The sequence below is a fragment of the Massilia sp. TWP1-3-3 genome (genome assembly GCF_049897805.1).
Taxonomy (GTDB): Bacteria; Pseudomonadota; Gammaproteobacteria; order Burkholderiales; family Burkholderiaceae_D; genus Telluria_A.
The window spans coordinates 50,624-65,086 of record NZ_JAFCWX010000008.1; the positions used below are offsets into that span (position 1 = coordinate 50,624).

Annotated in this window: 12 protein-coding genes; 3 read left to right on the forward strand and 9 right to left on the reverse strand. The window is 65.2% G+C overall.

The window, feature by feature from the left end:
* Window positions 1-56 precede the first annotated feature (56 nt).
* Genes ACP7D4_RS09835 through ACP7D4_RS09855 form a run of 5 tightly spaced genes read right to left on the reverse strand, consistent with a single transcriptional unit; the run spans window position 57 to window position 5,540 of the window.
* Complete coding sequence (locus ACP7D4_RS09835) at window positions 57-2,834, reverse strand: M16 family metallopeptidase (RefSeq protein ID WP_426208879.1); 2,778 nt, start codon at window positions 2,832-2,834, stop codon at window positions 57-59.
* A gap of 2 nt (window positions 2,835-2,836) precedes the next feature.
* Complete coding sequence (locus ACP7D4_RS09840) at window positions 2,837-3,358, reverse strand: hypothetical protein (RefSeq protein ID WP_426208881.1); 522 nt, start codon at window positions 3,356-3,358, stop codon at window positions 2,837-2,839.
* Between the two features lie 4 nt (window positions 3,359-3,362).
* Entirely contained in the window at window positions 3,363-4,091 is a 729-nt protein-coding gene (locus tag ACP7D4_RS09845; protein WP_426208883.1) for a hypothetical protein, read from the reverse strand.
* A 17-nt stretch (window positions 4,092-4,108) separates the two neighbouring features.
* Window positions 4,109-5,041, reverse strand: coding sequence for a metallophosphoesterase family protein (locus ACP7D4_RS09850; RefSeq protein ID WP_426208885.1), 933 nt, complete (start codon window positions 5,039-5,041; stop codon window positions 4,109-4,111).
* A 16-nt stretch (window positions 5,042-5,057) separates the two neighbouring features.
* Entirely contained in the window at window positions 5,058-5,540 is a 483-nt protein-coding gene (locus ACP7D4_RS09855; RefSeq protein WP_426106089.1) for a CinA family protein, read from the reverse strand.
* 343 nt (window positions 5,541-5,883) lie between these two features.
* Between ACP7D4_RS09855 and ACP7D4_RS09860 the strand changes: the two genes are divergently transcribed.
* Window positions 5,884-7,911, forward strand: a complete 2,028-nt coding sequence (locus ACP7D4_RS09860) for a response regulator (RefSeq protein WP_426208887.1) — start codon at window positions 5,884-5,886, stop codon at window positions 7,909-7,911.
* On the forward strand, window positions 7,908-10,487 hold the full coding sequence (locus tag ACP7D4_RS09865; RefSeq protein WP_426208889.1) for an EAL domain-containing protein: 2,580 nt from the start codon (window positions 7,908-7,910) through the stop codon (window positions 10,485-10,487). The genes ACP7D4_RS09860 and ACP7D4_RS09865 overlap by 4 nt, the downstream gene beginning before the upstream one ends.
* A 106-nt stretch (window positions 10,488-10,593) precedes the next feature.
* Here ACP7D4_RS09865 and thiL read toward each other — a convergent pair whose 3' ends face one another.
* The 4 genes from thiL to ACP7D4_RS09885 all read right to left on the reverse strand — a co-directional run bounded on the left by thiL (window position 10,594) and on the right by ACP7D4_RS09885 (window position 13,475).
* The gene (thiL, locus tag ACP7D4_RS09870) at window positions 10,594-11,559 is read right to left on the reverse strand and encodes a thiamine-phosphate kinase (protein WP_426208890.1); all 966 of its coding nucleotides are present in this window, start codon (window positions 11,557-11,559) and stop codon (window positions 10,594-10,596) included.
* Between the two features lie 93 nt (window positions 11,560-11,652).
* A complete protein-coding gene (locus tag ACP7D4_RS09875; protein WP_426208892.1) occupies window positions 11,653-12,801 on the reverse strand; it encodes an FAD-dependent oxidoreductase in 1,149 nt (382 codons plus the stop codon).
* Between the two features lies 1 nt (window position 12,802).
* On the reverse strand, window positions 12,803-12,967 hold the full coding sequence (locus tag ACP7D4_RS09880; protein ID WP_426106081.1) for a rubredoxin: 165 nt from the start codon (window positions 12,965-12,967) through the stop codon (window positions 12,803-12,805).
* Window positions 12,968-12,992: 25 nt separating this feature from the next.
* Entirely contained in the window at window positions 12,993-13,475 is a 483-nt protein-coding gene (locus tag ACP7D4_RS09885; RefSeq protein WP_426208894.1) for a rubrerythrin family protein, read from the reverse strand.
* 164 nt (window positions 13,476-13,639) lie between these two features.
* Between ACP7D4_RS09885 and ACP7D4_RS09890 the strand changes: the two genes are divergently transcribed.
* The gene (locus tag ACP7D4_RS09890; protein WP_426106078.1) at window positions 13,640-14,356 is read left to right on the forward strand and encodes a FadR/GntR family transcriptional regulator; all 717 of its coding nucleotides are present in this window, start codon (window positions 13,640-13,642) and stop codon (window positions 14,354-14,356) included.
* The last annotated feature ends 107 nt before the right edge of the window (window positions 14,357-14,463 follow it).

Below are 14,463 nucleotides of genomic sequence, written 5' to 3' on the forward strand. Positions count from 1 at the left end.
TGACTTTCGTTAACTTGCTGAAAAGTCATTATAGATCATCAGGCAAGCGCGGCCCCTTAACGCACCTTGCCGTCCACCCCACGTACTTCGATCGTCCCCAATTTCAGCTTTTTCAGCTGCGGTTCGATCTTCTTGCGGTCGCCCACCGCCACCACCACCAGTTTTTCCGGCACCAGGTATTTGCGGGCCGCGTCCTGCACCTGCGCCGCCGTCACGGTCGAAAACTGCTGCGCCAGCGTACTGTAATAATCGAGCGGCAGGTCGTACACGAACAAGCCGGCCAGGCTCGCGCCCACGCCTTCATTGGTGTCGAAGTGGCCCGGCAGCGACAGCACCTGTGCATTTTTCGCGTTGTCCAGTTCCCCCGCCGGCAGCGGGTGCTCGCGCATCGCCTTGACTTCCTTCATGATCTCGGCCACCGAAGCGCCGGTCGCATTGGTGCGCACGCTGCCGGCGATGTCGAACGGGCCCGCCGTGCGGCGGTAGTCGAACTGCGAAAACACGCCGTAGCTATACCCTTTTTCTTCGCGCAGCTTGTTGTTGATGCGGCTCGTGAACAAGCCGCCCAGCGCCGCGTTCATCACTTCCAGCGGCGCAAAGTCCGGCGTCTTGCGGTCGGGTCCCAGCAGCGTTACCTGCAGTGCCGTCTGGGTCGCATCGGCCTTGTGCACCAGCACCACGTTGGCCTTGGTCGTCACCGCCGCTGCGGCCACGTTCGCCGTCAGCGCGCCGGCCTTCCAGCTGCCGAACGATGCCTCGGCCAGCGCCTGCGCCTCGGCTTGCGTCAGGTCGCCCGAGAGCACCAGTGCCGCATTATTGGGCAGGTAGTGGCGCTGCCAGAAGCCGGCCAGATCGGCGCGCGTGGTCGCGGCGATCGCGGCCTCGATTCCCAGTTCGCCATGGCCGAACGGATGCTGCGGCCCGTACAGTACGTTCAGGGCGACCAGATCGGCGACGGCCGACGCATCTTCGCCATGCTGGGTCAATTCAGCCAGCCGGCTGCTGCGCTGGCGCTCCACTTCCACCTCGGGGAAAGCGGGATTGCGTAGCAGGTCGGCGGCAATTGCCAGCGTGCCGGCAAAATTGGCCTTGAGCGACAGGAACGAGATGCGCGTGCTTTCCGCGCCGCTTGAAATGCCGATCGCCGCGCCCAGCTGCGCCAGTTCCTCGGCGATCTGCGGCGCGCTGCGGCTGGCCGTGCCTTCATCGAGCATGGCCGCGGTAAAGCCGGCAAGGCCGGGCTGCGCCGGCGGATTGGCGCTGGCGCCCGCGCGCACGATCAATTCGGCCGCCACCAGCGGCAGCGCCGGGTTGTGGTGATGGATCACCGTCATGCCGTTGGCCAGCTTGAACGATTGCGCCGCCGGCAGCGTGATGCGCGGCGCCGGCCCGGCCTTGGGCACCTGGTGGCGCCAGGCTTCGTCGGCATTGGTGCCGGTGGCCTTGGGCGGCTTGTCCTTTGGCTTGGTGACCGGCACCTCGGGCGCCAGCACCGGCGTGCCCGGCACGCCATGCACCACCACGCGCGCGTTCTTGCGCAGCTGCGCAGCGAGCACGCGCTGCACGTCGGCCGGCGTCACGCGCCGGTAGCGCTCCAGGTCCTTGGCCAGGTAGTCCGGCTCGCCCGTGTACTGGTTGTATTCGTTGACGATGTCGGCCAGGCCGTCGCCGCCGATTTTTTCCACGGAGGTGAGCAGCGACGTTTCAATCGCATACTGGGCGCGCTGCACTTCCTGTTCGCTCGGCCCGGTCTTGATCAGGGCATCGAGTTCGGCATCAATCGCCGTTTCAATTTCTTGCGCGCTGTGCCCCGGGCGCGCGGTGACGTCGATCTCGAACACGGACGACAGCGCATAGCCGTGTTGCGATGCACTCACGTCTTGCGCCAGCTGCTTGTCGTACACCAGCGCCTTGTACAGCCGGCTGGCCTTGCCGCCGGCCAGGATCTGGGCGGCGATTGACAGCTCGGCGTCGTCCGGCTGGTAGGCCGGCGTGGTGAGGTAGCCGATGATCACGCGCTCAAGCTCGACCCGGTCGGCCACCGTCACGCGTCGCTCGGCCGTGATGACAGGCGTGGCGACGTTCGGCTTGGCGACGTCGGCGCCGCGCTTGAAAGTGCCGAAGTATTTGGCCACCAGCGCCCGCGCGCCGGCCTTGTCGATGTCGCCGGCGATCACCAGGCTGGCGTTGTTGGGCGCGTAATAGCGGGTGAAGAAGTCGCGCACGTCGGCCAGCCTGGCGCTCTGGATGTCGGCGTGCGAACCCATGATGTTGGCGTGATACGGGTGCGTCTTGGGGAACAGGTTCGCAAACAGCGCTTCTTCGACGATCCCGTACGGATGGTTCTCGATGCTCTCGCGCCGCTCGTTGCGCACCACGTCCTGCTGGTTGGTCAGCGCCTTCTGGTCCAGCACGTCGAGCAGGTAGCCCATGCGGTCCGCGTGCGCCCACAGCGCCAGCTCCAGCTGGTTCGACGGCAGCGTGTCGTAGTAGTTGGTGCGGTCAAAGTCGGTGCTGCCGTTCGAGTCGGTGGCGCCGGCGCCTTCCATCAGCTGGTCCACCAGCCCGCGCGGCGCGTGCTTGGTGGCGGCAAACATCATGTGCTCGAACAGGTGCGCAAAGCCGGTCAGGCCGGGCGCTTCGTTGGCCGGGCCCACGTGGTACCAGATGTTGACGGCCACCAGCGGCAGCTTGCGGTCTTCGACCAGGATCACTTCCAGGCCGTTGGGCAGCGTGTATTTTTCGATCGCCAGTTTGGGCGCGGCGGCAGCGCCGGTCATGGCGCCCAGCGAGAGCACCAGGGCGGGCACCGCCAGCAGATTAAGTGAAGACATGGTCAAGGTTTTTGCATCTCCGCCAGAATGGCGTTACGGGTTTTAGGGTCCAGTTTCTGGACGATTTTGTTGAGTTTTTCGCCGTGGCGAATGGCCAGCGCCTGCTCGGGCGTGAGCTCTTTTGCAATCACGGTCGAGGGCAGGGCGGCCGGTGGCTTCAACAGCAACGCCTGCCCGGCCAGCACCAGCAGCGCGCACAGAACGGCAGCGCCACCGGCCAGCGCTATCAAGCGTTTTTCCGCCAGCGGCGGCGCGACAGCGGGAGTGAGTGGCATGAGCGGCGTGGCGGGTGTGGCCAATGGCCGTTCTCCGGCGCCATAGCGGCACACGCTGCCGGCGGCCAGCAGGGCGTCTGCCTGCTCGGCCAGGTCGGCGGTGGCGTCGTCGAGCAGCGCCACGTGGCGCTCCACCGCTTCGGCCAGCACCGCTTCGTTCAGGGCGACGAGGGCGAAAATCGGGTCGTCGATGTCGATCCTGACGCCGGTCTTTTCAAACACCAGCGTGCGCAGTTTTTGCTGGTCCATCGTCTTACCACTGCACTTTGTCGAGTTGCTCGAACAGGTCGCGGAACACGACCTTGATGCGCTGCTTTTCCATCACGTTAAATTTTTCGCTTTCGCGCACTTCGGCGGCGGTCATGCGCGCGATATTCATCTTCTTGATGTCGGCCCCGAAGGTGTCGGCATTGCGCTGCGCCAGCACCACGCGGCCCACCACGCGCGCCGCATTGTCGGCGTAGGTCTGCGACTCGGTAAACACTTTGCCGGTGCCCGACTGCAGCAGGCCAAAATGCTCGTTCTCCCACAGCACCAGCGGCACGCTGGTCGACTTGGCGGTCGACACAAAGCCCATGGCCGTGTCGTGCAGCGTGTCGCCGCCGCCCACGATGCAGTGGATGTAGACCTTGCGCCCGGATTCTTGCAGTAGGTCGAAGCAATCGTTTTCGAGCAGGTAGCCCATCAGCGGCGAAAAAGTATTGGCGCCATTGTCGATCACGCAGTTGCCTTCTTCCTCCAGGATGTCGATCATCAGCGCGTCGAAGCGCTTGGGGTCGATGGTGCGCGCGTCGGTCATCACGGGCACGTGTTTCACATCCATCGCCTTGTAGCGCGAGAAGGTGGCGTTTTCCTGGTCGGTGTCGTAGCAGCGCAGGCGCTGCGCGTCCTTGCCCGCCAGCCATTGCGCCAGGATGGTGGAGACCAGCGTCTTGCCGATGCCGCCCTTACCCTGGAGAATGAAGTGTACCGTGTTGTGCATCTATTGCTCCCGTATGTTTAGTGGCACTTGCCTTCGCCGCGATCGGCTTGTTGCCCGTTCGGGAAGCCGTCATACGATGCTTCCAAAAATTCCCAGGTGTAGCTGTCTTCCCGCAACACCAGTTTCAGTACGCCAAAGCGGCTATTGTCGCGCACTTTGCTGTTCTCAATTGGGAACTTGAACGGCGTGTAGTACGCGCCGCCCGTGCCGACCACGAACTGGCGGATGCCGCGCTCTTCGTCGAGCTTGCCGTTGGCGTCTTGCGGCAGGAAGCGTTCGTAGATGTGGTCATGGCCCGACAGCACCAGTTCGGCGCCCGCCTCGTACAGCAAGGCCCAGGCCGGCCGCATCACCGCAATGCTGCCGTGCCAGCCGGAACTATACAGGGGGTGGTGCCAGTAGGCGAGGGTGCAGCGGGTCCGGCTGCCGGCCAAGTCCTTCTCCAGCCAGGCCAGTTGCGCCTGCTGGGCCGCGCCGCTCAGGTTGCTGTTGAGCGATATCACATGCCAGGCGCCCAGTTCCACGCTGTAGTAGCCGATACCGGCCGCGTTGCCAAAGTAGTCGAAATAGCCCTTTGCGCCGGGCGTGGCGTATTCATGGTTGCCGGGGGACGGCCAGGTGCGCGCCTTGAAGCGGCCCCAGGTGGGCTGGTAGCAGTCGTGAAATTCGCGCGCCGTGCCGCGCTGGTAGACGTTGTCGCCCAGCAGCAGGACCGACGCGTCCCGGCTGGCCGCAAGACCCCTCTCGACCAATTTTGCGGTGTCGTTGGCGTCCGACAGCAAGGCGGGTTTTTTCTCGCACCAGGCAATGTCGCCGGCCGCGTAGACGGTGTGCACGGTAGGCACGGTAGGCACGGTAGGGGCCTTGGGCGCCTGACGCGCCTGGCAGCCCGGCGCCAGCGCCATGCAGGCCGCCGCCAGCGGCCAGCCCCAGGAAAATAGGGATCGCAACGGACCGCGCGTCAGGCTATTCAACGAAGCGGAGCAGTCCCTTGAGGGCATGCACCACCGTCTGCTCGCGCACCGACTGGCGGTCGCCCGCGAACACCAGGCGCTCGGTATAGGTCGAGTCGCCGCGGGTCCAGCCAAAGCACACCGTGCCGACCGGCTTGCCCGGCACCGCGCCGGTGGGGCCGGCGATGCCCGTGGTCGACAGCGCCACGTGCGCGTTGCTGTTGGCCAGCGCACCCTTGGCCATGGCGGCGGCCACTTCTTCGCTTACCGTGCCCAGCTGCGCTATCAGCGCCGCCGACACGTCCAGCATTTCGGTCTTCGAGGCGTTGGAGTAGGCAATGAAGCCGCAGTCGAACCAGCCGGTCGAGCCGGCCACTTCCGTGATCGCCTGGGCGACTCCGCCCCCGGTGCAAGATTCGGCCGTGGCCAGCAGCAGCCCCTTCGCTTGCAGGGCGCGGCCCACCTGTGCGGCCAAGTCGATAATGTCGTTCGTCACGTGTTGCTCCTTGAGGTCGGTCGTCGGGTGAAATTGGGCGCGGCTGCGGCCTGGGCCTTCAATTCTACTTTACCATGCAGGGGCGAAAACTGTCCCCTGATCCTTATGTAATTGTGGGCAATAGTCAAGCTGGACAGCACAGCACCGGGCTGGGCGCATTGATATGCGACAAATAAGAGTATCTGCCGTGCGCCACTTCGTTGCTCGAGGCTGCTATCCTCTAATTGCGTAGGGGTAAGAACATTGCCCCATCCTTTTTTTGGACCAACATGCCGCCAGATCGTCCGATCCTGGTTCCCATGGGGGAACCACCCCCGCCGGCCCCGCTTGCCTGGGTCAAGGCATGATCACGCTGCGCTCGATCCGCCAAAAGCTGGTGGCCGTGGTGTTGCTGGCCACGCTTGCCGCGCTGGTCGTATCGATCAGCGCGCTGATGGCGTACGACCTGCGCGCCTACCATCGGGCGCTGCTGGCCGACATGTCGACCCAGGCCGAGCTGCTCGGCCGCATGACCGCTTCCGCGCTCGCCTTTGACGATGTCAAGCTGGCCAGCGACAACCTGGCGCTGCTGCGCATCCGCCCGGCCGTGCGCGCCGGCGCGCTGTATGACGCGCAGGGCAAGCTGTTCGCCGCTTACGCCGCGCCGGGCGACCAGCGCCCGCTGCCGCGCCACGCGCAGCCGGCGCAAATGCGGCTCGAGGGCGCGCGCGTTGTTGGTGATTCGCTGCTGGTCTACAAGCGGGTGTACGAAAACGGCGAGCTGCTCGGCACCGTGTACCTAAACGCCGAATACACGCTCGTTGCGCGCGCCATCGACTATCTGCTCGTCGCGCTCGGCGTCACGCTGCTGGCGCTGCTGATCGCATGGCTGCTCACGCGCCGCCTGGGGCGGTTTTTGACGGCGCCCATTTCCTCGATCACCGAAGTGGCGCGCGACGTCGTCGCCACGCGCGACTATTCGCGCCGCGCGCGCCGCATCAGCGACGACGAAGCGGGCGAACTGGTCGACTCCTTCAATGCCATGCTGACCGAAATCGAGACGCGCACCGGCGCGCTCGAGCAGTCCAACGACGCCATCGCGCGCGCGCAGCAGGAAGTAATGCGGCTAAACGAGCAGTTGGAGGGGCGCGTCCAGGAGCGCACCATGCAGCTGGAAATGATCAACCAGGAGCTTGAAGTGGCCATGGCTGCGGCCAACAGTGCCAGCGCCGCCAAGTCGGCCTTCCTGTCGTCCATGAGCCACGAACTGCGCACGCCGCTCAACGCCATCCTGGGCTTTACCCAGATATTGACGTCCGACACGCTGCCCACGACGCTGGCGCAAAAAAAGGAGTTCGCCAGCCATGTGCTCAAGTCCGGCCGCCATCTGCTCACCTTGATCAACGAAATCCTCGATCTGGCCAAGGTCGAATCGGGCACCGTCACGCTGTCGATGGAACCGGTGGCGTTAGACGACATGCTGGACGAATGCCGCGGCATGATCGAACCGCTGGCGCGCGCGCGCCAGATCCGCATGCTGTTCCCGGACGCCACCGGCGCGGTGGTGCTGGCCGACCGTACCCGCCTCAAGCAGGTGCTGCTCAATTTGCTGTCGAACGCGGTCAAGTACAACCGCGACCTGGGCGCCGTGGTCTTTAGCTGCACCTCTGCCGGGCCGGGGCGGGTGCGCCTGGCGGTGCAGGACACCGGCCACGGTTTGCAGAGCGACCAGGTAGCCGCGCTGTTCCAGCCGTTCAACCGGCTGGGCCAGGAAAACAGCGGCGAAGAGGGCACCGGCATCGGCCTGGTCGTCACGCGCCGGCTGGTCGAACTGATGAAAGGGGCGATTGGCGTCTCGAGCAGCGTCGGCGTGGGCACGCTGTTCTGGATCGAGCTTGGGTTGGCCGAGCCGGCCGCTTCGGCGCAGCCCAGCGCCACCATGCTGGCGCTGGAGCGGCGCCAGGCTCCCACCGGCCCCGGCGCTGTTCACACGCTGCTGTACGTGGAAGACAATCGCGCCAACCTCAAGCTGGTGCAGGAGATCGTCGCCTTTCGCAGCGACCTGCAGCTGCTCGCCGCGCCCGACGCCCACCTGGGCATCGACATGGCGAAGGCCCACCAGCCGCGCCTGATTCTGATGGACATCAACCTGCCCGGCATGAGCGGCATCGACGCCTTGCAGGAACTGCGGCGCGACCCGGCCACCAGCCACATTCCGGTGCTGGCGCTAACCGCCAACGCCATGCCGCGCGACGTGGAGCGGGGCCTGGAGGCGGGCTTTTACCGCTACCTCACCAAGCCGATCAACATCGACGAATTGAACGACGCGATCGACAGCACGCTGGCCATGCTCGACGCGCTGCGCGGCCAACAGCTGCGGGGGCAATCATGATCACCCAGGCCGACATTCACGCCGCCGCGATCCTGATCGTCGACGACCAGGCCGTTAATGTGCAGCTGCTCGAATACCTGCTGGTCAACACCGGCTACACCAACGTGAGCAGCACCACCGATTCGCTGACGGTGGCGGCCCTGCATCAACAGCACCGCTACGACCTAATCATCCTCGACCTGCACATGCCCGGCATGAACGGCTTTGAAGTCATGGAGGCGCTCAAGCCGATCGAGACCGGCTCTTACCTGCCGGTGCTGGTGGTGACGGCCGAACCGGACAAAAAGCTGCAGGCGCTCGACGCCGGCGCGCGCGATTTTGTCGGCAAGCCGTTCGAGCCGGTCGAGGTGCTCACCCGCATTCGCAACATGCTCGAAGTGCGCCTGATGCACCGCGCGGCATGCGACTACGGCGCGCTGCTCGAGCAGACAGTGCGCGAACGCACCGCCGAACTGCAGCGCTTTCGCAGCGCCATGGATGCCACCGCCGACGCCATCTTCCTGATCGACGGCGCCGGCATGGCGCTGATCGACGTCAACGAAGGCGCCTGCCGCATGCTGGGCCACGAGCGTGCGGCGCTGCTGGCGATCGCGCCGGCGCAGTTCGGCCTGTCCTGCCCCCTTGACCTGACGCTGCAGGACGCGCGCGGCGCGGCCGGCGACGCCGAACCGGATCTGGTGGAAGGCCGGCTCACGCGCGCCGACCAGACCTTGGTGCCGGTGGAGACCTACTGGCAGGTGCAGACGCTGGGCGCCCAGCGCATGCTCATAGCCGTGGCGCGCGACATCAGCGAGCGCCAGCTGGCGCAGCAGCGCCTCAAGCACCTGGCCAGCTACGACAGCCTGACCGGCCTGCCCAACCGCACCTTGTTCTTCCAGACGCTGCACGAGGCGATCGAGCTGGCGCAGGACAAGGAGTGGCGCATCGCCGTGCTGTTCATCGCGCTGGACCGCTTCAAGATCATCAACGATTCCGTGGGCGCGGCGCTGGGCGACGAGCTGTTGCGCCAGTTCAGCAGCCGCTTGGTCCAGTGCGTGCGCATTCGCGACACGGTGGGGCGCCTGGGCGGCGACGAGTTCGGCCTCATCGTCACCATGGCGCGCGACCAGGTCGATGCGGTGGGCGTGGCCAACGAGGTGCGCGAAGCGCTGCGCGCCCCGTTCGACCTGCACGGGCAGCAGGCCGCTCTGACCACCAGCATCGGCATCGCCATGTACCCGGACGACGCCACCGACCCCGAAACGCTGGTGCGCTACGCCGACACGGCCATGGTGCGCGCCAAGGAGGCGGGGCGCGACGGCTACCGCTTTTTCACCGCCGGCATGAACGTGCAAGTGCTCGCGCGCCTGGACCTGGAGCTGGCCTTGCGGCGCGCGCTCGACAACGACGAATTCGTGCTGTACTACCAGCCCAAGATCAACCTGTCGACGGGGCGCATCAGCGGCGCCGAAGCGCTGCTGCGCTGGAACCGCCCCGGCTACGGCCTGGTCTTCCCGGCCGAATTCATTCCCGTGATGGAGCAGACCGGCCTGATCGTGCGCGCCGGCGCGTGGGTCATCAATGAAGCATGCCGCCAGATGGCGCAGTGGGTGGCCGACGGCGTGGGCGAACTGCGGGTCGCGGTTAATGTGTCGAGCCGCCAGTTCGTCGAGGGCGACCTGGAAGCGGACGTGCGCGCCGCCATCGCCAACCACCATGCCGACCCCGCGCTGCTGGAGCTGGAGCTGACCGAAAGCGCGCTGATGTCGAACGCCGAACACACCATCGCGGTGCTGAACAACCTCAAGCAGCTCGGCATCAAGGTGGCGATCGACGATTTCGGCACCGGCTATTCGAGCCTGGCCTACTTGAAGCGCTTCCCGATCGACAAGCTGAAGATCGACATTGCCTTCGTGCGCGACATCATTGTCAACCCGGACGACGCTGCCATCGCGCGGGCGATCATCAGCATGGCGCACAGCATGAAGATGACGGTGATTGCCGAAGGCGTCGAGTCGCGCGCGCAGATGGTGTATTTGCGGCGCCACCGCTGCGACGAGATCCAGGGCTTTCACTTCAGCCGCCCGTTGCCGGCGCAGGAGATGGCCGCGATGCTGCTGGCCAACCGCGCGCTGCCGATGGAGCAAGTGGCGAGCGAGTCAAGCCGCCAGACGTTGCTGCTGGTCGATGACGACGTCAATGTGCTCTCGGCGCTGCACCGGCTGTTCCGGCGCGATAATTACCGGATTCTGACGGCCTTGTCGCCTGCGGAAGGATTCGAACTGCTAGCCCTGCACCAGGTGCAAGTGATCGTGTGCGACCAGCACATGCCCAACATGAGCGGCACCGAGTTCCTGAGCAAGGTCAAGGAGCTGTATCCGGAGACGATACGGATTATCCTGTCGGGCCATACCGGGCTTGAAGCGATGCTCGATTCGATCAATCGCGGGGCGATCCACCGGTTCTATACCAAGCCGTGGGACGACACGCAACTGCGCGACAATATCCGGCTCGCGTTTCACCACTACTGGCTGGTAAACGGCGCGCGCGACGAGCGCAGGGTGTCGCGCGAGCCTGGGGCCGAAGCGGCGCTGTGACAGCGGCATCACCCCACATCGTCCTCGCGTACGTGCGGGGACCCATGGAACAGTTGCTCAGTTGAACCGTTCCACGGGTCCCGCGTGCGGGAGGACGATGTGGTGGCTAGCTCGCGAAGTGATCAAACCCCGCCAGCCCCATCGACACCAGCGTACCGCCGCCATCAACCAAACGCAGCCCCGGTTCAGCGTCGATACTGCCCACCCTGGTCACCGCCGTCCCCGCCGCCAGCGCCGCCGCAACGATTGCCGCCCGGTTGGCCGCCGGCGCCGTAAAGCACAACTCGTAATCATCGCCGCCGGCGGCGCAAAACCGGCGCCGCAAATTCACGTCCTGCGCCCCCAGTACGGGTCCAGCCGGCAGCGCATCGACAGCGAGCGTGGCCCCCACCTGCGAGGCGGCCAGGATATGCCCCAGGTCGCCCACCAGCCCGTCTGAAATATCGATCGCCGCATGCGCCAGCGGCCCGGCGGCCAGCGCCATGCCCAGCGCCACGCGCGGCGCCGGCGTGTGCATGCGCGACGCGGCAATTGCCATCGGCCCTGGGTCGAGCGCATAGTCATCCCAGTAGCACGCCAGCGCCAGGCGCGCGTCACCGAGCGTGCCCGAGATCCAGATGTCGTCGCCAACCTTGGCCGCGTCGCGCCGCAGCGCGTGCCCCGGCGCCAGTTCCCCGAACACGGTGATGCAGATCGTCAGCGGTCCCTTGGTCGTGTCGCCGCCTATCAGTTCGCAATCGAAGGCGTCCGCCAGCGCGAACAGGCCGCCCGAAAACGCTTCCAGCCAGGCCGGATCGGCCGCCGGCAGCGCCAGCGCCAGCGTGAACGCGACCGGCTTGGCGCCCATGGCGGCCAGGTCCGACAGGTTCACGGCAATGCATTTGTGGCCCAGCATGCGCGCGTCGGCGCCGGCAAAAAAGTGACGGCCCTCGACCAGCATGTCGGTGGAAATGGCCATCTGCATGCCGGGCGCGGGCGCGAGCAGGGCGCAGTCGTCGCCGATGCCGAGCGTGGCGCGGCCCGGGCGCGGACGGTTGAAGTATCGTTTGATGAGGTCAAATTCAGAGAGCATGGGCTGATTGTACCGTCTATGATGGGCGAGCCCCTCGCGCGCAGTGACGATGTGAGGTTGGGTTTTTGAGCGCTCCACACGTCGCCCGGTGATTCAGCCAATTTCACCCTGCAGCTTTTGGCGCAGCGCCGGCGTGTGGGCTGAGATCCCGAACCCGTGCAGCTTGCCCTGTTCGTCGACAAAACGTGCAATCGTGCGCTCCCCATCGATTTCATCGACCCAGCTGCCTTTGATCCCCGCCGCCGGCGGCGCCAGCGCCAGTTTGTAGCTCGGCGTCTTGACGATCACCGCTTCCTTTTTATGCACGATCGGCGTGGGCGTGCCCGCCAGCGTGGCGGCGATCGCGCGCGCCGCAGTCAGCAGCGGCGCCACGTAAGGCAGCACGCCCACCCCCGCGTACTCGGCACAGTCGCCCAGCGCATACACCCCGTCCGCGCTGGTTTTTCCGTATGCATCGACCACGATGCCGCGCCCCGTGGCCAGCCCTGCCGCCTGCGCCAGAGCGATTGCCGGCCTCAGTCCCACCGCAGAGAGCACCAGATCGGCCGTCACTGCGCCACCATCGGCCAGCGTGACGAGTAAACCGTCGGCAGTACGCGCCACGCCCGCCACAGTCGTGCCAAGGCGCAAAGAGAGCGAGCGTCCGTGCCAGGCTTGCGCCAGTCCTGCCGCCAGGCTGGGCGCGGCCAGCGCCCCGAGCGGCTGCAAATTCGGGTCGACCAGCGTCACGTGGTGCCCGCCGGCGAGCAGGTCGTCGGCGAATTCGCAGCCTATCAAGCCGGCCCCGATAATCGTTACACGCGCTGCCTCGCCCACTTGTTCAAGGCGCGCGCGCATCTGCACATAGTCGTCCACATGGTTCACCGACAGCACTTCGGTAGCCGCGTCGCCCGCCATTGGCAGCCGGATCGGATCGGCGCCGAGCGCCAGCACCAGCTTGCCGTAGACGACCTCGCCCTGGTCGGTGCTCAATGTGCGCGCGGCGGTGTCGATCGCCAGCACCCGGGTGTGCGCCAGCACGGTCGCATCAAGCTGCGCGGCCATCTGCGCCGCGCTGTGCGAAACCAGTTGGTGCGCTGCCTTGCCAAGCGCGATGGCGTTTGACAGCATCGGCTTGGCGTACGCGCCGGCGCTGTCGCCGGCGACGATGATCAAGGGCGTCGCCTTGTCCAGCTTGCGCAGCTCGCGCGCCACGCCGTACGCGGCCATGCCGGCGCCGACAATGACGATGGGCCCGTTCATATTACAGCTCCACCATGTCGAAGTCGGACTTGGCCACGCCGCAGTCCGGGCAGGCCCAGTCGTCTGGAATGTCGTTCCAGCGGGTGCCGGCGGCGATGCCTTCGCCCGGCAAGCCGACGCTCTCGTCGTAGATAAAGCCGCATACGATGCACTGATAGGTTTTCATGGTGTGGTCCTTGTAAGTTGATGGTTCAGGCGGCGGCGTTGAGCTTGTCCAGCGCAGCCTTGTAGTGGTTGGCGTGGCGCTCTTCGACATTGGCCAGCGCGGCAAAGCGCTTGGCGGCAATTTCCAGCGTGCGGCGGAACTGGGCGGCGTGCACTTTGGACTCTTCAATCTGCTCGTCGTACTCGGCCACCGCGGCGCTGTTGCCTTCTTCAATGGCCAGGTGGCGGAACTTCGGATACATCTCGGTGTATTCGTACGTCTCGCCCTCGATCGCAATTTCCAGCGAGCGGGCCGGCGTCATCTTGTCCTTTGGGTAGAGCAGGTCAAGGTGGCCGAAAGCATGTTGAACTTCCTGGTCGGCGGTGGCTTCAAATGCTTCGGCAACTTCGATGTCGCCGGCGGCGCGCGCCAGCTTGGCAAAGTAGCGGTATTTGATGTGGGCCATCGATTCGCCGGCAAAAGCGGCTTCGAGGTTTTCGATGGTGACTGACTTGATCTGGGTGGTCATGCTGTTCTCCGGTGAAGTGGTATGAACGAATGATAGATAAAATCAATTGATTTGGGAAATTGATAGTATTCATCGAATCGATAGTATTTGTGCGTAGAGGATGTAAGTCGTCATACAACATGGGCGGCGCTATAATTGGGGTCTGACGACAATTCAGCCCAGCCATGAACCTGCCACGCAAGAAACACCGCAACCTCGCCCAAGGCGTCATTGAACAGTTCGCCAGCGACATTCACTCCGGCATCCTCAAGCCGGGCGACAAGCTGCCGACCGAGTCGGCCATCATGGCCTTGCATGGCGTGAGCCGCACCGTGGTGCGCGAAGCCATTTCGCACTTGCAGGCCAGCGGCCAGGTTGAAACCCGGCATGGGATCGGCACCTTCGTGCTGGAGGCGGCGCCCGCCACCGGCGGCTTGTTATCGGACACGATCGTCACCCTGCGCGACGTCCTCGCCATCCTGGAGTTGCGTATCTGCCTGGAGACCGAAGCGGCGGCGCTGGCGGCCGCTCGCCGCACCGACGAGCAGGCGGCGCAGCTGGGAATCATCGTCGAGTCCATGCGCGCCAGCGGCGAGCAGGGCGGTGCGGTCGGCGACGACGTCCAGTTTCACCTGCTGATCGCCCAGGCAACCGGCAATAAATATTTCGTCGAGATCCTGGCCCACCTTGGCTCGGCCATCATTCCCAGGGCGCGCGTGAACGCGGCCAAGCTCGCCCAGGATGAGCCAGGCGCGTTTACCCGGCGCGTGCACCATGAGCACGAAGAGATCTGGCGCGCCATCGAACGCCAGGATGGCGAAGGCGCGCGCGCTGCCATGCGTACCCACCTGAGCAACAGCCGCGAACGGCTGCGCCGCGCTCACGAAACCATGACCGCTTGACCACGACGGCAATAGTTCGCATAAGGATCTTGTAGCAGTCTATTTTATGTTGTACGATGACGTACGACTTAATATTCAGACTCAACATTTACTAGCTATCGCCCACA